Source organism: Stutzerimonas sp. NM35 (assembly GCF_054604355.1).
In genome coordinates, this window is sequence record NZ_CM137728.1 from 3,157,314 (window position 1) to 3,176,857 (window position 19,544).

The window sequence follows — 19,544 nt, forward strand, 5'->3', positions numbered from 1 at the left end:
GCCTCGCTCGTCGGGTCGGTGAAGCGTGACCCGACCTACGCCAGACCGTAGCCTGGATTAGCCGAAGGCGTAATCCGGGTTTCCGAAGGCGTAATCCGACGTTCGGAATGCCTGATCCGACGACTTGAAAGCGACAGCCCACCCGAAGCCTGTCGAGGCGTTTATATCAATCCGGCATCGGCCAGCTTCTGTTCGAGAGCGATAAGGTCGGGAATACGCGCCTGGATATCGCCAAGGTTCACCGCATCCAGTTCCAGCGGCGCCAACGGCGCATCCGTACGTGCCAGGCTGGCATCGACCTTGATCGAGCGCGGGATGCCCTGGACCAGCAAGGCAATGAACTTCACGTGATCGCGACCGCCCAGGGCGTTGAGGATCACGACCCGAGCCCGTGAACCGGTTTCTGTCTGCCCCCCCGAGGCCGCCTCGAACGACAGCAGCGGCAGCATCAGATCGCGCCAGGGGACCTGGCCGAGAAACCAGGCGGGCACATTGCCCTGAACAGTTTGCGGCGCGCGGTAGGGAATCAGTTCGGCAACCGCCACGTTAGGCAGCAGCAGCGTGCGATCGGCGAGTGGCACCAGCAGGCCGGTGAGGCTGCTGGCAGCGTCCTGAGTGGTTAGCGACTGGCTCATGGAGTATCCGGTTGCAGGGCGACGGCAGGCCTGCCGGCCTGCCGCGCAAGATGGTCGAGCATGGCCTGGGCCAGTTCTCGCGGGTCTCCGCTGAAGGAGCTGTAGCCCCCTTCGCGAAGGCTGTCGGGCATGCTTGAGCACACGCAGGAGTCGGCACGCTGGGTCCAGACCCGCCCGCCCTGGCGCAGCAGATAGGCCGCCGCGGCGCTGCCGTCGCTGCCCATGCCGCTGAAGGCGATAACGCCACAGCGACTGCCGAACTGTTGCGCCAGATTCAGCATCATCTGGTCGATGGAAGGGCTGTAGGGCTCGGGCCAGCTGCGTCCGTTCAGCAGCATGGCGCCTTCCTGACCGAAGCTCATTTCCTGGGCGATGGGCGCGATCACCACCTCGCCGCAGCGAATCCTGTCGCTGGCGCGGCTCTGGTTGACCTGCCACAGGCTATGGCGACCGACGGCTTGCGACAGTGCCGACTCGAAACTCGCTCCGATGTGCTGTGCGTAGACGAAGCCAACCGGCAGCCCGGCTGGCAGTGCATCAAGGAATGCCTTGACCGCCTCTGGCCCACCCAGCGACGCAGCCAGCAACCAGACCTCATTTGCTGGTTCACCGACTGCCGAACCGGTAGCAGCCAGAGCGCTCGGCAATGTCAGGCAGGCGGGACGCTGCATGTCGTCACGCATGATCTCCAGACGCGGACCGACCACACGCGACGGATCGCCGACCAACCGCTTGAGCTTGCCGAACAGGCGGCGCTCCCAGCGCGGGTAGTGTTCCGACTGCCGCTCCGGCGCATGCCCTTCACCAAAGAGCACCGGACAGCGGTCGCTCTCCAGCAGCGCATTGACCAGCGGCGAGTCCTCGGTCTGAGCCAGATCGACGAGCCACAGGTCGGCCTCGACCGCTGCCAGGTCCGCCTCCTCCAGCCGAGCGGGATCATTGTTGAGCACCACCCGGTAGCCATTGGCGCTCAATGCCTGCTGCAACACATGGCGCTGCAGCGAGGTGTCGGCAATCACCCCGATGCGTGCCGCCTCCAGCTCACTCATGATGCATAACCAGTCGCTGGATCGTTTCGAGCAGCAGCGATTCCTGGTACGGCTTGCCGAGATACTCGTTCACGCCGATGGCCATTGCCCTGTCCCTGTGCTTTTCGCCGGTTCGCGAGGTGATCATGATGATCGGCAGCTGCTTGAGCCGCTCATCGTGGCGCACCAGTGTCGCCACCTCGAAACCGTCCATGCGAGGCATTTCGATATCCAGCAGCATGATGTCCGGCTTGCGTTCCTGCAGCTGGGTGATCGCATCGACACCGTCCTTGGCGGTCAGTACGTTCATGCCGTTACGTTCCAGCAGGCGGCTGGTGACCTTGCGCACGGTGACGGAATCGTCCACCACCATGACCAGGGTCGGCCTGTCGATTTCCACTTCGGCTGGCGGGTCTTCGCCAATCAGTCGCAGCGGCTGCTGTTGTGTCAGCAGATGGGCATGAAGCACGCGAATGGTCGCCAGCAGGTCGAGAATCACCACCACGCGACCGTCACCGAGAATGGTCGCACCGGAAATGCCCGGCACCGTGGCGAACTGCGGACCCAGGCTTTTCACCACGATTTCCCGCGAGCCGGCCAGGCTGTCGACCTGCACCGCGACGCTGTGTTCCTTCGAGCGCACCAGGATCACCGGCAACGGCAGGCTCTGACCGACCAGCTTGGGACGCTGGCCGTTGTTCAACAGCTCGCCCAGGTAGCGCAGTTCGTAGGTCTGCCCGGCATACTCGAAACGCGGGGCGCCCGGCTGGTAATAGGCTTCGAGCTCATAAGGCGAAACGCGCACGATACCTTCGATGGTATTCAGCGGGATTGCATAAAGATCCTCACCGGAATACACCATCAGGGCGCGGTTGACCGATACGGTGAAAGGCAGGCGGATCAGGAAGCGCGTACCGACGCCCTGCTTCGACTCGATGCCCATGGAGCCACCAAGCTGCTTGACCTCCGAGTGCACCACATCCATGCCGACACCACGACCCGAGATCTGCGTGACCCGCTCGGCCGTGGAGAAACCCGCCTCGAGAATGAACTGCAGGATTTCGTGGTCGCTCAGCTCGGCACCGGCAAGCATCAGGCCGCGCTCGAGCGCCTTGCGCCGCACGGCCTCGATATTGATTCCCGCCCCGTCGTCGCTGAGCGCCAGGACGATATCACCGCCCTCACGCGTCAGTTCCAGGCGGATATTGCCCTGCTCGGGCTTGCCTGCGGCGAGACGCCTGGGACCGGCCTCGATGCCGTGGTCCACGGCATTGCGCAGCATGTGCTCCAGCGGCGCGACGATACGTTCGAGGACGCTGCGATCCATTTCCCCCGTCGCGTTGCCGACGTGGAACTCGACCTGCTTGTCCAGTTCGCCGGCAATCTGCCGAACGATGCGGCGCAAGCGCGGCACCAGTCGATCGAAGGGCACCATGCGGGTCCGCATGAGGCCTTCCTGGAGTTCGGTGTTGACCCGTGCCTGCTGCAACAGCAGCGTTTCCGCATCGCGATTACGCGCCGCCAGGGTTTCCTTGAGGTCGAGCAGGTCGGACGCCGACTCGAACAACGCACGGGAAAGTTGCTGGAGCTGCGAGTGCCGGTCCATTTCCAGAGGGTCGAAATCGTCATAACCGGCGCGCTCGGCTTCGGCCTGATAGCTGCTCAGAATCTGCGCCTGGGTCTCGGTATCCAGCCGTCGTAACTGATCGCGGACCCGCTCGATGGTGGCTTCCATTTCACCCAGAGTGAAGCCGACGTCACTGACCTGCTGTTCGACCCGCCCGCGGAAGATCGAGGTTTCACCCGCCAGGTTGACCAGCCCCTCGAGCAGATCGGCCGGCACCTTGACCAGTTCCTGCGGCGCACGCCGCGATGCGGCATCCAGCGCGGCCTGCTCGGCACGACGAATGAACGGCAGAACCTTGGCCGGCGTACTGACAACCGGCGCCGGGACGCTGGCGGCAACGATCGGCGTATCCAGCGTGATCACAGCGGCATCGGTACGAGTCAGTTCAGACGTCGCCGGCTTGTGATCATCGTTGATCGTCTCCGGCTCGCTCGCCAACAGTGCGCGCATCGATTCCACTTCACCAAGCAGGGCGTCGTAGCCACGCTGCACATCGAGGAAAAGACTCTCCGACCAGGCTCCACCCTGCGCCTGGGCTTCTCCGAGACGTTGCTCCAGGTCATGCGCCATATCGCCCAGCCCGCTCTGGCTGGCCAGCCGCGCACCACCCTTGAGCGTATGCAGGATACGCATCATGTCAACCAGCGGAGCCGCGCTGTCACGTGCTGCATCCCAACGGGCCAGCAGCGCCTCCATCTCTTCCAGGAGGTCATCGGCCTCTTCGATAAAGATGTCCAGAATTTCGGCATCGGCCGCATTGCGAGCAACCTCCTCAGCCGCCTTCAAAGCGACGCTGCTGGGTATGCTCAACTGCTCATCGGGGTTGGCCCGAAAGCGCCGAATGGTTTCTATCAGGTCCAGTCCGCTGGGTAACTCGCGATAGCTGCGCACCGCATCGAGCATCGCTGCAAGCCGGTCATGGCAGGACTGGAGCAGAGCGAACAGGGCTTCACTCGCCCGATAATGGCCGGCACACAGGCCTTCGTAGAGGTATTCGAGTTCATGGGCGAGATCGCCGATCTCGCGGATATCGGCCATCAGCGCGCCACCCTTGAGGGTATGCAGGTCTCGCTGCAGTGCCTCGACCTCGAAGCTGTTGTCGACATCATTCATCCAGCGCTGCAGCGACAAGCCGGCGCGATCGAGGATATCGAAGCCTTCTTCAAGGAATATCTGCACCAGTTCGGGATCGCGCTCTTCCCAGCCTCCGCTGCCCGCCTCGGTGGGCTCCGTAGCGGACTGGCCCGCGGGAGGTTCCGACACATCCCCTGCGGGCTCTCCGATTTCGCCGTCCGACATCCATGACTCGATATCGAAGCTGGGGTCCGGTGTCCACTCAACCTCAGTCGGGCCGGCATCGTTATCTATCGGCGCTGCAGCGCGCTCGGCTTGCATCTCATCATCGCTGACCAGCCAGGCTTCATCGATCAGGCCTGGCAAATCCGAATCAACGGGTTCATTCGCGAGCGGCTCGGCATCGGCTACTGCCACAGACGGCTCATCGCTGTCCGCCATGTCGCTCTCGAAACCCGGCGCAGCACCCCGACGGTACGCCTGGATACGCTCGATCAGTACCAGTGCCGTGTCCATCGGCTGGTATGCCTGCAACTGCTCCAACTGCATCGCAAGCAGATCGTGGCTGCTCAGAAGCAGTGCGGCAAGTTCCTGCGAATGTGCATAACGCCCGTCGGTGAGCCCCTCGTAGAGCGCCTCCAACTCGTGGGCCAGATCACCTATGGGCCTAATCGCAGCCATCCGTGCACCACCCTTGAGGGTATGCAGGTCCCGCAACAGCGCAGACAGGGCCAACTGGTTGGCAGGATCGGCCAGCCAGCGCTCCAGTGCCCCCCCGGCACTTTCCAGCAGGTCGACGGCTTCATCGAGAAAAATCTCGACCATTTCCCGGTCCTGCTCGTCGTCCGGCGCGAGAAACTCGACAGGTTGGAATTCGGCTTCAGCAGTATCTACGGCGCAGGCCTCAGGAGTTGCAACTGCCTGCAGTGGGTCATCGACCGATAGGACATCCGACTCGCCCGCTTCAGCCAGCAAGGCCTCAAGACGAGCGACCAACTCAGGCTGCGCGCTGACCTGCAAGCCTGCCGCGACCTGATCCATCATGCCAACCAGCGCTTCGTGGCCTTGCTCAACATCGTCGAAAAACCGCTCGCTGACCGCAAGACGGCCATCCTGGACAACCGCATAGAGGTCGAGCAGCACCTGGCAGAGCGCATCGATCTGCGGCAGATCCGCCATCTGCGCGCCAAGCCCGAGGGTCGTCAGTTCCTCCAGCAGTGCGGTCAACTCCTGGCGTTCCTCCGGATGTTCGCGCCAGCTGTGCAGAAGATCCTCGGCATCCAGAAGGATGTTCATGCCTTCCGAGAGAAACAGCGCAATCATTCCCGGATCGCGCGCCTCGCCCTGATCCGTTTCGCCACGCGCTCCGGCAGCGGCCAGGCGCGCCTGATGCAAGGCATGCACCTGCTCAACGAACGCCTCGGCACCCTCGATGGGCGCCAGCGGATCATGATCCAGATTCTCCAGACCACGGCGCAGCAATTGCTCTGCGCTGTGCAGAAGCTGCGCATCGGCCAGCTCCATGGCGATCAGGTTGGCCTTGAACTCCTTGGCCATTTTCTCCAGCGGGGTGGCAATTTCCGCCATGGGCAGGATGCCCGCCATATGGGCGCTGCCCTTGAGCGTATGCAGGGCACGCTGCAAATCATCGGTAACCGGCTGTGGCAGGCGCTGGGCGCAATCGGCGAGAAAATCCACCAGGGCTGTAAGGTGGGCTTCCGCCTCGTTACGGAAAATCTCCAGCAACTGCGGGTCCAGCGCCTCTTCCCGCGCGCTCTGCTCCGGCACAGGCGACACGACCGCTTCGGCAGCAATCGGCTGCCCCTTGGCAAGCGCATGGGCATCAGCCGCCAACCGGTCGACATCATCACGCTGGCGCTGGGCTTTGGCCGCGAACTCCTCGATCAGTGCCGGCATCAGCCGGACGACATCGTCGACGACTTTGCTGACCGACTCACTCACCTCGATACTGCGGTCCAGGATTCGGTTGAACAGGTTCTCGACGGACCACGCCAGCTCGCCAATGACCAGCGCGCGGACCATGCGGCCACTGCCCTTGAGCGTATGGAAGGCGCGGCGCACCTCGGTCAGGGCTTCCTTGTCGTCGTGATCGGCGTGCCAGCGAGGCAGATACTCGCCGACCGTCTCAAGGACCTCGGCAGCTTCCTCGATGAAGACTTCAAGCAGTTCGTCGTCGACCGGCTCCTCGTCTTCCGGGGGCGGCAACAGGCTCGGCGGCACATCCTGTGCAGGCGGGTTGATGGCAACGACGGGAGCGGCCATGACGTCATCGAGGCTGATCGCAGGCTCGCTGCCCGGCAGTGCTACCACCGGCTCCGGCAGGACGACTGCGGGCATGCCCATCCCGGCCATCTCGGCCTCGCTCCACACCATCGAATAGTCGAGAGACTCGGTGTTCGCCTGCTCGTCCGATTCAGCGGCTACAGGCTCGGCAGGCGACGTTTCAGCGAAGGATGCGCCCACTTCGGCGTCGGCTGTCAGCAGCCATTCATCCTGCTCGTATTCGGCGACTTCTGGTGCAAGAGCCCATGCCTGCGAATCAGGATCGTCAGCAGGCGGCTGCCCAATCACCGGCGATTCGATGGTGCACGCCTCGCTCGTCAGAGCGTCAGGCCCTGCAACCAGCTCTACGTCCTCACTGACAGAGGCATCGGCAAGCAGCTCCGGCAGCAGCACTTCTATCTCATCCAGCGGATTGGCCAGCTCGAATTCCGGCGCGGCGTCAGCGGGCTCCGGCTCAAGGATCGAGGCAGGCTCGCTCAGCGGATAACCCAGCGCTTCCAGGCTCTCCTGCGCCACATCGAGAATCAGATCGCCCTGAGAACCGCAGTCTTCGCTGAGGCGTTCAAGGTAGTACTCGACGCTGGTGATCGCATCGGCAAGCATGTCCAGACTCTGCCAGTCCGGGATTGCCTGGCGCGCCAGCAACTGCTCCTGGATATAGCGGTTGCAGGCATCCAGCAAGGCTGCCGCACGCGCCAGCGGAATCATCGCCAATCCGCCACGGGACTGGGTCAGCAAATCGGGTACCCGCGCCAGATGCTGGTGATTCCACTGCGAGGCAATGAACTCGATGATGGCATCCTTGGCCTGTTCGAGCCCGGTACGCGCCTCGCGAACGACCAACTGATGGATCTGTGCGACATCGGTGGTCGGCAGGTGACTGGCCTCGTCTCGTTCCTCCGCGGTGCCACCCACCATGCCGGCCAGCGTCGCCTCGACGTACAGCAGCGCACCGGCAACATCCATCAAGGCGGCATCGTCGGCTTTGCGCTGGCCACGCGCCAGGGCTTCGACCACTTCAATCTGATCGAGAATGATCCGCCGCGGCTGACCGAAACCCAGCACCGCAAGGGTGTCGGCAATCTGCTTGAGAGGCACCTGTAACGCGCCGAGATCGGCCAGGTCCATGCGATCACTGCGCACGAACAGATCCAGGCTGTCCTTCACCCGAACGAGCTCTTCGCACAGCGCTGCCACCACCGAGCGCATGGCGCCGCGATCCGGGCCGGCCAACTGGGCGCGCTCCTCATCCACGACAGTGCTGTCGGGCAATGCCTCGTCGAGGCTGTACTCGGCCTTGAGGGCCTGGATGCGTGCAGACTGAGCGGGCGCCTTGGCGACGTAGAACAGCAGGTTCTTGGTCAATTCATCGGGGGCGGCCTGATTGATGCCGTCTGCGCCCTGCTCAACGAGACGCTTGAGCTCCCGGTCGACCTGGCGCAACAGGGTGCGAATCGTGGTGCCATTGGCGACCCCGCCACTGGCCAGCCCTTCGACCACGCCCGATGCGATCTGCCACAGGGCGCCAAGCGGCGCGTCCTTGCAGAGCATTTCCAGGCGCGCGAACACACGCGCCATGTAGCCCAGATTGGTGGGCAGATCCTGATTGCGGATGACCCCGACCAGGGCAACCTGCAGCATCTGCCGCATCTTGCGCAGCAAGCCAGGCAAGTCGGCGGTTTGCCGCTGCGCCAGGAATTCCCCTGAAAGAGCCGGACGGCGCGCGGACATGTCCGGCGAAAACAGGCTGGTCTCCGACAGCAGTTTCTCGCCACGCGCGGCGCGCAGGTCATTGAGCAACGGCAGCACGACCATGGGCAGATCGCGGCGCGCACTCTGGATTCGATCAAGGTAGGCCGGCATCTGCAGGATCGCCTGCATCAGCACTTCCAGCGCCTCGGTCCGGCTGGCGACACGCTCATCCAGCAAGGCGCGGGCGAGCTGCTCCATTTCCTCGGCGAGCAGGGCCGCACCATAGAACTCGACCATCTGCAGGGTACCCTGGACCTGATGCACATAGGTCAGGCAGAAGCGCATCCGCGTCGAGTCCTGCGGGTTTTCGACGAACGCTTCCAGCGCCTGCCGCGCCTGCTTCAGCGTTTCGGCAATTTCGCCCTTCACCCACTCCAGGGCGACATAATCGTGCCGATCACCCATAGCGACTCCGCTCATAAACTTTTCCGGGTAAAGGCCAGAACCCGACTGTCGGCCACCGGCAGCAGTTCCGGGTGCTGCCAACCAGCCACTTCGCCCACACCGATAACCAGCAATCCCCCAGGCGCCAGGCGCTCGGCCAGGCGGTTGAGGATTTCGCGGCGACGCCAGCGGCGGAAGTAGATCAACAGGTTCTGACAAAAAATGACGTCCATATCGGACATTGGCGCACCGGCCAGCTCCAGCACATTGAGCCTGGCGAAGCACACGCGTGCCGCCAGGCTGGGTATCACTTGAAAGCGATCATTCGGCAGGGACTGAAAGTAGCGTTCACGCAGTTGCGGCTCCACCTGCTCAAGCCGCCGAGGGCCATAGATACCGTCACGGGACCGGCTCAGGGCGCTGAGGCTGATATCCGTGCCGGTCACGCCGTAACAGGTTTCTCCGTCAGCAGCAGCCAGCACCTCGGCAGCACAGATGGCCAGCGAGTAGGTTTCCTCACCACTGGAACAGCCGACACTCCACAACGACCATGGCAAGGCCGCGTCACGGGATGCCTGGCGCTGCCTGATATATTCGCAAAGCAGGGCGAACGAGGGGGGATGTCGGAAGAAGCGGGTTTCCTGTACGGTCAGCCGGTCCATCAGCATCGACCACTCGACCGCGCCACGGGCACCGGCAGTGACCTGGCGGTAGTAGCTGGCGTAATCGGCAGCGCCGACTTCGCGCATGCGGCTGCTCAGATTGGCCTGCAGGAATGACCGACGCTGCTCGGAAATCACCATGCCGGAGCGCTCTTCAAGCAAGGCCTGCCACTCGCGAAACTCCGCTGATGACATATCGGCCAAGGGTCTCAGTGACCAGTCAACGCTCGGCTGCATGCCCTGCCCCTCACTCATGAACGTCCACGGAGACCATTAACAGGCCCCCGCGTCCCAGTCAGGCCTGATCCTGGTTTTCCGGCAAGGTGAAGCCGGAAACCGAATGCCGCATCTCGTTGGCCATCTTCGCGAGATTACCAATGCTCTTGGCGGTCGCGGTGGTGCCCGAGGAAGTCTGCGAGGTAATTTCCTGGATCACGTTCATGGTGTTGGAAATATGGCCGGCGGACGAAGCCTGCTGCCGGGCGGCGTTGGAGATGTTCTGGATCAGCGCCGCAAGGCTCTTGGATACCTTCTCGATCTCTTCCAGAGCGACCCCGGCATCCTGCGCCAGGCGTGCACCGCGTACCACTTCGGAGGTGGTCTGCTCCATCGAGATGACCGCCTCGTTGGTATCGGTCTGAATCGTCTTGACCAGTGCCTCGATCTGCTTGGTTGCCGCCGAGGAACGTTCTGCAAGGCGCTGTACTTCGTCGGCGACCACCGCGAAGCCACGACCGGCGTCACCGGCCATGGAGGCCTGGATCGCCGCGTTCAGTGCGAGGATGTTGGTCTGGTCAGCAATGTCGTTGATCAGGCTGACGATGTCACCGATCTCCTGGGACGACTCACCGAGGCGCTTGATTCGCTTGGAGGTGTCCTGGATCTGCTCGCGGATGTTGTCCATGCCGGTGATGGTGTTGTGCACCACTTCGTTGCCCTTGTTGGCGATGGCTACCGAGCGCTCCGCTACCGCCGAGGATTCGGCGGCGTTGGCCGATACCTGGTCGATCGACACGGCCATTTCGTTGATCGCCGCCGAAGCCCCGGCAATTTCCTGCGCCTGATGCTCGGAAGCCTCGGCCAGATGCATCGCGGTGGCCTGGGTTTCCTGGGCGGCACCGGATACCTGAACGGCAGTCTGGTTGATCGTCTCGACCAGATCGCGCAACTGGTCGATGGAATAGTTGATCGAGTCGGCGATAGCGCCGGTGAAGTCTTCGGTAACCGTTGCGGCTACGGTGAGGTCACCGTCAGCGAGGTCACCGATTTCATCGAGCAGACGCAGAATCGCCGTCTGGTTACGCTCGTTCTTTTCCGCAGTCTCGGTCAGCCGACGGCGTGCTTCCTGAACCATGACCAGACCGATCAACAGGATCGATGCCAACGCCAGAGCGCCGAGCACATAACCGGCCAGGGTGTTGATGTAGCGGGCATCAGCACGGCCCTGCAGGCCTTCGGTCAGCGCCGAGGTCTTGTCGAGCAGCGTCTGCGAAACCTCGAAGATGCTGTTGGACGATTCACGCACCTGGAACAGCTCCGGCGAGGTTTCCAGAATCTCGTCCACGGAGCCGGAAACGAACTGGAACAGCTCGGCAATCGCGCCAAGGCGGTCCAGCGCCTCGGCATCACTTACGCTGACAATGCCCATGGCTTCGTTGCCATCGAGCATCGCGTTGAGCACTCGACCGAACAGGCTGGCATCGCGTCCGAACATGTCGGCAGCCTGAACAGAGTCCTGGTCACCGGAAAGCACCTTGTTCACCGAGCCGAGAATACGCTCGGCCAGCAGAGACTGACGCTGGGCAACGGCAACCTGGGCCGCGGGGGCGCCACCTTCGATCAGGATGTCGACGACCTCTTCGTATTCCACTTGCAGCTGCGGAATGGTTTCGGCAAGGGTCGCGGCGACCTGGTGCAGGGAAAGTACGGTCTGCTCGCTGGCCAGAATGGCATCGGTGTTCTGCCGCAGGGTATCCCAGTCCTGCTGCACGGCGGCAATCTCGCCCTGCAGCGACTGAGGCACGGCGGGCAGGCCGATGCTGTCGTCACCCTGGGACAGATAACCCCAGCGACGGCTGAAATCGTTGCGCGCATCCTTCAACGAGTCGAACGCCTCTGGTTTACCGGCAGCCGCTTCCACCGCGTTCTTCGCGATGTGCTGGGAGAGAACTCGCAGCTCGCCCGCGTGCCCGATGTATTCACTGTCGTTGTCGGCCTGGGTGCTGACGTAGGCGAAGTTGGCGAACAACAGCACCATCGACACGATCAGGAGAATAAACAGCCCGGCGATCAGCGTATTGCTGCGCACACCGGCCAGCAGCGCATTTGCGTTCATTTTTTTCATTATCCGGCCCCCGCCTGGACCACCCTTACGTTTCCTTCCAAGAACCAAAGGCCGGCGCCTGCCGACCCGCCTAAATCAATACGCCACGTCCAGAAATGCCTGATGCGAAGCCAGCGCATGCGGGCTGAAGACCAGCCAGGGCTGCTCGCGCTGGAAGACACCATGGATAAAGGGCTGGATCGATGCTTCCACTGGTGGCAGCTGTTCGGAAAAGGCATCGACCGGAAAGTGCTGCATGCCGAACACTTCGTCGATCGTCAGCCCGGCGAACACGTCCTGGTGATCGACCACCAATACCCGTCGCTGCTTGCGCAACGGCGACAATTCCAGCCCGAAGTAGCCACACAGGTCCATGATCGGCAGCAATCTGCCGCGCACGTTGGCCACACCCTTGACCCAGCTCTTCACGCCGGGAAGAAGCGTGTAACGTGGCTCATGCAGTATCTCGCCGACCTCCCCCATAGGTGCGACGAACAACCGCTCACCCATCCGAAATCCGATACCGGCCCAGGTCTGGACAGCTTCCTGCTGGGAAGGCAGTCCGGCTGCCAGCGCCCGGCAACGTGCATCGATATCCAGAAGTCGCTGAAACGGTGTTGGCCTGTCCGACATGCTGCCACTTCCCTTCGTCCGGTTTGCAGATTTGCCAGATCAGCCCGCAAGCACGGCGTTAAGGGTCTTCAGCAGTGTCGCTTCGTCGACGGGCTTGGTCAGGTAATCCTTGGCCCCCTGACGCTTGCCCCAGACCTTATCGGTTTCCTGGTCCTTGGTGGTCACAATGATTACAGGAATGTGACTGGTTTCAGCATCTTTGGTCAGTTGGCGGGTAGCCTGAAAACCGTTGAGGCCCGGCATCACGATATCCATAAGGACGACATCGGGCTTTTCCTGGCGGGCAAGCGCCACACCATCCGCACCATTTTCGGCTTTGAGCACGACGTGGCCATGTTTCTCCAGCATGGCTGTCAGCTTGTACATTTCGGTCGGCGAGTCATCAACAATCAGAACGCGAGCCATGGTTTCTCCGTGGGAAAGGCTTCAGCGGCACACAGGGCCGAACTTCAGGATACTTGCTCTATCGGCGCAAAGTCAGGCACATGGGCCTTGATCGCGCCAAGCAACTCTTCTTTGCTGAAAGGTTTGGTGAGGTATTGATCCGACCCGACGATGCGTCCCTTGGCCTTGTCGAACAAGCCATCCTTGGAAGACAGCATGATCACCGGAGTGGATTTGAAGGCACTGTTGTTCTTGATCAGCGCGCAGGTCTGATAGCCATCGAGCCTGGGCATCATGATATCGACGAAGATGATGCGCGGATGGGTGTCCGCGATCTTGGCGAGCGCATCGAAGCCATCCACCGCCGTGATCACGTCACAACCTACTTTCTTCAGCAGCGTTTCGGCGGTGCGACGAATCGTCTTCGAATCGTCGATCACCATGACCTTCAAGCCCTCGGAGTGCTGTTCCATTTCGCCCTACCATCGCCTCGGTGAGTCGTAGTTTATCGTTATGTCAGTGCGCTACAGGCCCTGTCATCGATGGGCTGCACCCAATCGCCGGACCTTTTTAGCACACTCCTGATGCCCATGCTATCGACCGGAAAAGGAGCTGGATTTTCCTTGACCCAGCGCACAACCGCCGCCAATCTGCGTCGACATTTTCAATGTCCCGCAGCCTCGTACTGCCTTATCGCCGGAGATCACCACATGACTGTTCGCGTCGGGATCATCATGGATCCGATTGCGCGGATCGCTTTCAAGAAGGATAGCTCCCTCGCCATGCTGTTGGCCGCCCAGGCACGCAGCTGGACGCTCTATTACATGGAGCAGTGCGATCTCTATCAACTTGGCGGCGAAGCCCGTGCGCGCATGCGCGCATTGCAGGTATTCGACGATCCGCAGCACTGGTATGAAACCGGCGAGGAAATCGACGCGCCTCTGGGCGGGCTCGACGTGATCCTGATGCGCAAGGACCCGCCCTTCAATGGCGAGTACGTCTACACCACCTACCTGCTGGAAATGGCCGAGCGCGCCGGCGTGCTGGTGGTCAACCGCCCGCAGAGCCTGCGCGACTGCAACGAAAAGTTCTTCGCCACGCAATTTCCGCAATGCACGCCACCGACCCTGGTCAGCCGGCGCGCGGACATTCTCCGCGAGTTCGCCCGCGAGCAGCGTGACGTCATTCTCAAACCACTGGACGAGATGGGCGGCGCCTCGATCTTCCGCCACCGGGAAGGCGACCCCAACCTCTCGGTGATTCTCGAGACCCTGACCGAGCACGGCGCCCGCCAGATCATGGCGCAGCGCTATATCCCGGCCATCAAGGACGGCGACAAGCGCATCCTGATGATCGACGGCGAGCCGATTCCCTATTGCCTGGCACGTATACCTGCCGCCGGCGAAACCCGCGGCAATCTCGCCGCCGGCGGGCGCGGCGTGGCTCAGCCGCTGTCGGATCGCGACCGCGAGATCGCCGCCATCGTCGGCCCGGAGTTGCGCAAGCGCGGCCTGCTGTTCGTGGGTCTGGACGTGATCGGCGATTACCTCACCGAAATCAATATCACCAGCCCGACCTGTATCCGCGAGATCGACAACGCCTTCGACACCCGCATCGGAGAGCGTCTGATGGATGCGATTGCCGGCAAGTTGAAGCGATAGCGGCTGGAAGCTGGACTCATCTCCGCCCGTCGGGTCGGTGAAGCGTGACCCGACCTACAGCTTTGCGCGTGAAACTTGCGGCTTGCCGCGCAAAGTCGGCAGACTGCGCGCACTTCGAGTCGACTGAAATGCGATGAACGCCGCTACACGCCAACCTGTTCCCGTCAGCCCCGGTGTCCGCCCTGCGGATCGCCTCGGCTTTACCCTGTTTCTCGCCGCTGCGCTGCATGTGGCGCTGATCCTGGGTCTCGGCTTTACCCTGACCGAGCCCAACCAGATCAGCAAGACACTGGAAATCACCCTTTCGACCTTCAAGAGCGAAGACAAGCCCAAGGAAGCCGACTTTCTCGCCCAGGACAATCAGCAGGGCAGCGGCACCCTGGAGCACAAGGCCGCGCCGAAAACCAGCGAGCAGGCGCCCTTCCAGGACACCGAGGTACGCAAGGTTTCGCCCGCAGCCGCACCGCCGCCCAGCAATCGCAGCGAAGCACCGAAAACCGCCGTCGCGACGCGTGCTCCGCAACCGGAAAAGACCCCGGACACACCGCAGAAAAACAAGCCGCAGCCCCAGACTCCACCAGCGCCGACCTTCGACAGTTCGCAGTTGAGCGCCGAGATCGCCAGTCTCGAAGCGCAGCTGTCCCAGGATATCCAGCAATACGCCAAGCGCCCCCGCGTCAGCCGCCAGAACACCGCCGCCACCATGCGCGACATCAGCGCCTGGTATCGCGACGAGTGGCGCAAGAAGGTCGAGCGCGTCGGCAACCTCAACTACCCGGAAGAGGCTCGCCGCCAGCGCATCCACGGCAGCCTGCGGATGCTGGTGGTGGTGGACCGCAACGGCAGCGTGCAGGAACTACGGGTGCTGGAATCCTCCGGGCATACCGTACTCGATGAAGCCGCCATGCGGATCGTCCGGCTCGCGGCCCCCTTCGCCCCGTTCGCGGGCGAGCTTGCAAAGCATTTTGACCAGGTGGAAATCATCAGGACCTGGCGTTTCGAGCGCGGCGACCGGCTGTCCAGCCAATAAAAGGACGCCGGCGCGTTGATGCGCGCAGACAGACCGTAGGTCGGATTAGCCGAAGGCGTAATCCGACGATCAGAAGGCATGACCCGACGAGCAAGGCGCAGACCTTCGCAACGTCTGGCCGTTCGCCGGGTCGGCAGAGCACGCCCCGACCTACCCGCTGCTTTTGAAGCTTGAAGCCGCCACGCCGAAGCCCGAAACTAGCGGCATGAAAAACGCCACGTCGACTTATCTCAAGCACCACTTCCTGATCGCCATGCCGCACATGGCCGATCCTCGTTTTGCCCAGACGCTGATCTATCTGGTCGAGCACAATCAGGACGGCGCCATGGGCCTCATCGTCAACCGCCCAAACGGGCTGAATCTGGCCGACATCCTCGAACAGCTGCGCCCCGACGAGCCGCCGACCCCGCTCAGCCAGTTGCTGCCGATCTTTTCCGGCGGCCCGGTGCAGGTCGATCGTGGCTTCGTGCTGCACCCGGCCGATGCCCAGTTCCAGGCGACGCTCGCACTTGGCCCGTTGGGCATGACCACCTCCCAGGACGTGCTGTTCGCCATCGCCGACGGCCAAGGTCCGCAGCGACACCTCATCGCTCTCGGCTATGCCGGCTGGGAGCCGGGCCAGCTTGAAGCGGAGCTGGTGGACAACGCCTGGTTGAGTTGCCCGGCGCAGCCGCACATTCTTTTCGACCTTGCCCATGACGAGCGCCTGAGCGCCGCCGCAGCATCGCTGGGCGTCGACCTCAGCCGGCTCAGCAGCCAGGTCGGTCACGCATGAGTACGCCGCGCCTGTTGCTTGGCTTCGACTACGGCACCAAGCAGATCGGCGTCGCCGTCGGCCAGATGATTACCGGCCAGGCGCGGGAGCTTTGCGTGCTCAAGGCGCGCGATGGTGTGCCCGACTGGAACCAGATCGAGGCGCTGCTGCGCGAGTGGCAGCCCGATGCGCTGGTGGTAGGCCTGCCGCTCAATATGGACGGTAGCCCCAGCGACATGAGCGCGCGCGCGGAGAAGTTCGCCCGGCGCCTCAATGGTCGCTACAACCTGCCCGTGCACACCCATGACGAGCGTCTGACCACCTACGAAGCCAAGGGTGAGCGTCTGCGCGCAGGCCAGAACGACGGTTTTCGTCAACGCCCGGTGGACGCCCTCGCCGCGGCACTTTTACTGGAAGGCTGGCTGACTGCGCAGCCCAAGGCCTGAAACGGCTTTCAAGGAGACATCATGACCCTGCCCAACCCCGAACAGCTGCTCCCCGAAATGGCCGCCGCGCTCGATCTGCACCTGAACAGCCACCGCATCGAGCAACCACGCTTCATCGGCATCCGCACCGGCGGCGTCTGGGTGGCCCAGGCCCTGCTCGCATTGCGCGGCAAGGACGAGGCAATGGGCATTCTCGACGTCTCCTTCTATCGCGACGACTTCACCCAGAACGGCCTGCACCCGCAAGTGCGTCCTTCCGAGCTGCCCTTCGAGATCGAAGGGCAGCATCTGGTGATCATCGATGACGTGCTGATGAGTGGCCGCACCATCCGCGCCGCGCTCAACGAGCTGTTCGACTATGGCCGGCCCGCCAGCGTCAGCCTGGTCTGCCTGCTCGACCTCAACGCCCGCGAACTGCCGATCAGGCCGGACGTGGTCGGCGCAACCCTGTCCCTGCCGCCCGAGCAACGCGTCAAACTGCTCGGCCCGAGGCCGCTCGCACTCGAATACCAGACCCTCGCTTCCGCCAACTGAGACACTTTCGATGACGCCTATCGACGCCAAGCGCCCCCTGCAGCTGAACGACAACGGCCAGTTACGCCACTTCCTGTCCCTGGATGGCCTGCCACGCGAACTGCTGACGGAAATTCTCGACATCGCCGACTCCTTTCTCGAAGTCGGCGCCAGAGCGGTGAAAAAAGTCCCATTGCTGCGCGGCAAGACCGTCTGCAACGTGTTCTTCGAGAACTCCACGCGCACCCGTACCACCTTCGAACTGGCCGCCAAGCGCCTCTCGGCGGACGTCATCACCCTGAACGTCTCGACCTCCTCGACCAGCAAGGGCGAAACCCTCACCGACACCCTGCGCAACCTCGAAGCCATGGCGGCGGACATGTTCGTCGTGCGCCATGCCGACTCCGGTGCGGCGCACTTCATCGCCGAGCACGTCTGCCCCGACGTCGCAGTGATCAACGGCGGTGACGGACGTCACGCCCACCCCACCCAGGGCATGCTCGACATGCTCACCATCCGCCGCCACAAGGGCGACTTCGAAAAGCTCTCGGTGGCCATCGTCGGCGACATCCTGCATTCGCGCGTGGCGCGCTCGAACATGCTGGCGCTGAAGACCCTGGGCTGCCCCGACATCCGCGTGATCGGCCCGAAGACCCTGCTGCCGGTAGGCCTTGAGCAGTACGGCGTGAGTGTCTACAACGACATGAACGAAGGCCTGCGCGATGTCGACGTGGTGATCATGCTGCGCCTGCAACGCGAGCGCATGCAGGGCGGACGGTTGCCCAGCGAAGGCGAGTTCTACCGGCTCTACGGCCTGACCACGCAGCGCATGGCACTGGCCAGGCCGGACGCCATCGTCATGCATCCGGGGCCGATCAACCGGGGGGTGGAAATCGAATCGGCGGTGGCCGACTCGGCCCAGTCGGTCATTCTCAACCAGGTCACCTACGGCATCGCCATCCGCATGGCGGTGCTGTCCATGTCGATGAGCGGCCAGAACGCCCAGCGCCAACTCGAAAACGAATACGCTGCCGAGGAGCAGAACTGATGCCAATCGAAATCCTTGGTGCGCGCCTGATCGACCCGGCCAGCGGTCGCGATGAAATCACCAGCCTCTACTGCCGCGATGGCCGCATCGTCGCCATCGGCCAGGCACCCGCCGACTTCGGCGCGGTGCAAAGCATCGACGCCCAGGGTCTGGTCGCCGCGCCCGGCCTGGTCGATCTGTCGGTCGCCCTGCGCGAGCCGGGTTACAGCCGCAAAGGCACCATCGCCAGCGAAACCCTGGCCGCCACCGCCGGCGGCATCACCAGCCTGTGTTGCCCGCCACTGACCCGACCGGTGCTGGATACCGCCGCCGTCGCCGAGCTGATCCTCGACCGGGCACGCGAATCCGGTCATGCCAAGGTCTTCCCCATCGGCGCACTGACCCGTGACCTGGCCGGCGAACAGCTGTCAGAGCTGGTCGCGCTGCGCGATGCCGGCTGCGTAGCCTTCGGCAACGGCCTGGCGAACATCGCCAGCAACCGCAACCTCAGCCGCGCCCTGGAATACGCTGCGACCTTCGATCTCACCATCATCATTCATTGCCAGGACAGCGACCTGGCCGAAGGCGGGCTGGCCCACGAAGGCCCCAGCGCGACCTTCCTCGGCCTGGCCGGCATCCCGGAAACCGCGGAAACCATTGCCCTGGCGCGCAACCTGCTGCTGGTGGAACAGGCCGGCGTACGCGCGCATTTCACCCAGCTGACCACCGCGCGCGCCGCACAGATGATCGCCGAGGCGCAAGCTCGCGGCCTGCCGATCACCGCTGACGTAGCGATGTACCAGTTGATCCTCACCGACGAAGCGCTGCACGGCTTCTCCAGCCTGTACCACGTGCAGCCGCCGCTGCGCAGCGCAGCGGATCGCGAAGGCCTGCGCCAGGCGGTGAAAAGCGGTGTGATCTCGTCCATCTCCACCCATCACCAGCCCCACGAAATCGACGCCAAGCAGGCACCCTTCGGCGAGACGGAGCCGGGCATCAGCAGCGCCGAAATTTTGCTTCCGCTGGCCCTGACACTGGTGGAAGACGGCCTGCTGGACCTGCCGACGCTGCTGGCTCGCCTGAGCAGCGGTCCGGCTGCCGCGCTGCGCCTTCCGGTCGGGCAACTGAGCGTGGGTGCGCCTGCGGATATCCTGCTGTTCGATCCGCAGGGTTCAACCCTGGCCGGGGAAACCTGGTATTCCAAAGGCCGCAACTGCCCCTTTATCGGCCACTGCCTGCCCGGCGCGGTGCGCTACACCATCGTCGATGGCCGGGTCAGTTATCGGGCTGAGGGCTGAAGTCGAGCG

The 19,544-nt window shown here is 63.2% G+C and carries 15 protein-coding genes; 7 read left to right on the forward strand and 8 right to left on the reverse strand.

Features of this window, described 5'->3' with window-relative positions; all coding sequences use genetic code 11:
* Positions 1-161: 161 nt before the first annotated feature.
* The 8 genes from ACYCFC_RS14605 to pilG form a co-directional block, all read right to left on the reverse strand.
* Complete coding sequence (locus ACYCFC_RS14605; protein WP_459652053.1) at positions 162-635, reverse strand: chemotaxis protein CheW; 474 nt, start codon at positions 633-635, stop codon at positions 162-164.
* The gene (locus tag ACYCFC_RS14610) at positions 632-1,684 is read right to left on the reverse strand and encodes a chemotaxis protein CheB (RefSeq protein WP_459652054.1); all 1,053 of its coding nucleotides are present in this window, start codon (positions 1,682-1,684) and stop codon (positions 632-634) included. Before ACYCFC_RS14610 ends, ACYCFC_RS14605 begins: the two co-directional genes overlap by 4 nt.
* Complete coding sequence (locus ACYCFC_RS14615) at positions 1,677-8,825, reverse strand: hybrid sensor histidine kinase/response regulator (protein ID WP_459654004.1); 7,149 nt, start codon at positions 8,823-8,825, stop codon at positions 1,677-1,679. Before ACYCFC_RS14615 ends, ACYCFC_RS14610 begins: the two co-directional genes overlap by 8 nt.
* A gap of 11 nt (positions 8,826-8,836) precedes the next feature.
* Positions 8,837-9,703, reverse strand: a complete 867-nt coding sequence (locus ACYCFC_RS14620) for a protein-glutamate O-methyltransferase (RefSeq protein WP_181083628.1) — start codon at positions 9,701-9,703, stop codon at positions 8,837-8,839.
* A gap of 58 nt (positions 9,704-9,761) precedes the next feature.
* Entirely contained in the window at positions 9,762-11,810 is a 2,049-nt protein-coding gene (locus ACYCFC_RS14625; RefSeq protein ID WP_181083626.1) for a methyl-accepting chemotaxis protein, read from the reverse strand.
* Between the two features lie 75 nt (positions 11,811-11,885).
* Positions 11,886-12,422, reverse strand: coding sequence for a chemotaxis protein CheW (locus tag ACYCFC_RS14630; protein ID WP_181083624.1), 537 nt, complete (start codon positions 12,420-12,422; stop codon positions 11,886-11,888).
* 39 nt (positions 12,423-12,461) lie between these two features.
* Entirely contained in the window at positions 12,462-12,827 is a 366-nt protein-coding gene (pilH, locus tag ACYCFC_RS14635; RefSeq protein WP_158186391.1) for a twitching motility response regulator PilH, read from the reverse strand.
* 44 nt (positions 12,828-12,871) lie between these two features.
* Positions 12,872-13,279, reverse strand: a complete 408-nt coding sequence (gene pilG, locus ACYCFC_RS14640; RefSeq protein ID WP_181083622.1) for a twitching motility response regulator PilG — start codon at positions 13,277-13,279, stop codon at positions 12,872-12,874.
* Positions 13,280-13,516: 237 nt separating this feature from the next.
* Here pilG and gshB point away from each other — a divergent pair, with 237 nt between their 5' ends.
* The 7 genes from gshB to ACYCFC_RS14675 all read left to right on the forward strand — a co-directional run bounded on the left by gshB (position 13,517) and on the right by ACYCFC_RS14675 (position 19,535).
* A complete protein-coding gene (gene gshB, locus ACYCFC_RS14645; protein ID WP_459652055.1) occupies positions 13,517-14,467 on the forward strand; it encodes a glutathione synthase in 951 nt (316 codons plus the stop codon).
* A gap of 133 nt (positions 14,468-14,600) precedes the next feature.
* Complete coding sequence (locus tag ACYCFC_RS14650) at positions 14,601-15,497, forward strand: energy transducer TonB (protein WP_181083618.1); 897 nt, start codon at positions 14,601-14,603, stop codon at positions 15,495-15,497.
* Positions 15,498-15,702: 205 nt separating this feature from the next.
* Positions 15,703-16,272, forward strand: coding sequence for a YqgE/AlgH family protein (locus ACYCFC_RS14655; RefSeq protein ID WP_181086995.1), 570 nt, complete (start codon positions 15,703-15,705; stop codon positions 16,270-16,272).
* Positions 16,269-16,697: a Holliday junction resolvase RuvX gene (gene ruvX, locus ACYCFC_RS14660; protein ID WP_459652056.1), complete on the forward strand. Its 429-nt coding sequence runs from the start codon at positions 16,269-16,271 to the stop codon at positions 16,695-16,697. The genes ACYCFC_RS14655 and ruvX overlap by 4 nt, the downstream gene beginning before the upstream one ends.
* A gap of 21 nt (positions 16,698-16,718) precedes the next feature.
* Positions 16,719-17,231, forward strand: a complete 513-nt coding sequence (gene pyrR / locus ACYCFC_RS14665; RefSeq protein ID WP_181086993.1) for a bifunctional pyr operon transcriptional regulator/uracil phosphoribosyltransferase PyrR — start codon at positions 16,719-16,721, stop codon at positions 17,229-17,231.
* 10 nt (positions 17,232-17,241) lie between these two features.
* Positions 17,242-18,258 carry an aspartate carbamoyltransferase catalytic subunit gene (locus tag ACYCFC_RS14670; RefSeq protein ID WP_459652057.1) on the forward strand — a complete coding sequence of 339 codons (1,017 nt, stop codon included), beginning with the start codon at positions 17,242-17,244 and terminating at the stop codon, positions 18,256-18,258.
* Positions 18,258-19,535 (forward strand): dihydroorotase, encoded by a 1,278-nt coding sequence (locus ACYCFC_RS14675; protein WP_459652058.1) that lies wholly within the window; start codon positions 18,258-18,260, stop codon positions 19,533-19,535. Before ACYCFC_RS14670 ends, ACYCFC_RS14675 begins: the two co-directional genes overlap by 1 nt.
* Positions 19,536-19,544 lie beyond the last annotated feature (9 nt).

Excerpts from the sequence above, each read along its gene's own strand:
- ACYCFC_RS14605 (WP_459652053.1), bottom strand. The coding sequence starts at position 635 with ATGAGCCAGTCGCTAACCACTCAGGACGCTGCCAGCAGCCTCACCGGC.
- ACYCFC_RS14610 (WP_459652054.1), bottom strand. The coding sequence starts at position 1,684 with ATGAGTGAGCTGGAGGCGGCACGCATCGGGGTGATTGCCGACACCTCG.
- ACYCFC_RS14615 (WP_459654004.1), bottom strand. The coding sequence starts at position 8,825 with ATGGGTGATCGGCACGATTATGTCGCCCTGGAGTGGGTGAAGGGCGAA.
- ACYCFC_RS14620 (WP_181083628.1), bottom strand. The coding sequence starts at position 9,703 with ATGCAGCCGAGCGTTGACTGGTCACTGAGACCCTTGGCCGATATGTCA.
- ACYCFC_RS14625 (WP_181083626.1), bottom strand. The coding sequence starts at position 11,810 with ATGAAAAAAATGAACGCAAATGCGCTGCTGGCCGGTGTGCGCAGCAAT.
- ACYCFC_RS14630 (WP_181083624.1), bottom strand. The coding sequence starts at position 12,422 with ATGTCGGACAGGCCAACACCGTTTCAGCGACTTCTGGATATCGATGCA.
- pilH (WP_158186391.1), bottom strand. The coding sequence starts at position 12,827 with ATGGCTCGCGTTCTGATTGTTGATGACTCGCCGACCGAAATGTACAAG.
- pilG (WP_181083622.1), bottom strand. The coding sequence starts at position 13,279 with ATGGAACAGCACTCCGAGGGCTTGAAGGTCATGGTGATCGACGATTCG.
- gshB (WP_459652055.1), top strand. The coding sequence starts at position 13,517 with ATGACTGTTCGCGTCGGGATCATCATGGATCCGATTGCGCGGATCGCT.
- ACYCFC_RS14650 (WP_181083618.1), top strand. The coding sequence starts at position 14,601 with ATGAACGCCGCTACACGCCAACCTGTTCCCGTCAGCCCCGGTGTCCGC.
- ACYCFC_RS14655 (WP_181086995.1), top strand. The coding sequence starts at position 15,703 with ATGAAAAACGCCACGTCGACTTATCTCAAGCACCACTTCCTGATCGCC.
- ruvX (WP_459652056.1), top strand. The coding sequence starts at position 16,269 with ATGAGTACGCCGCGCCTGTTGCTTGGCTTCGACTACGGCACCAAGCAG.
- pyrR (WP_181086993.1), top strand. The coding sequence starts at position 16,719 with ATGACCCTGCCCAACCCCGAACAGCTGCTCCCCGAAATGGCCGCCGCG.
- ACYCFC_RS14670 (WP_459652057.1), top strand. The coding sequence starts at position 17,242 with ATGACGCCTATCGACGCCAAGCGCCCCCTGCAGCTGAACGACAACGGC.
- ACYCFC_RS14675 (WP_459652058.1), top strand. The coding sequence starts at position 18,258 with ATGCCAATCGAAATCCTTGGTGCGCGCCTGATCGACCCGGCCAGCGGT.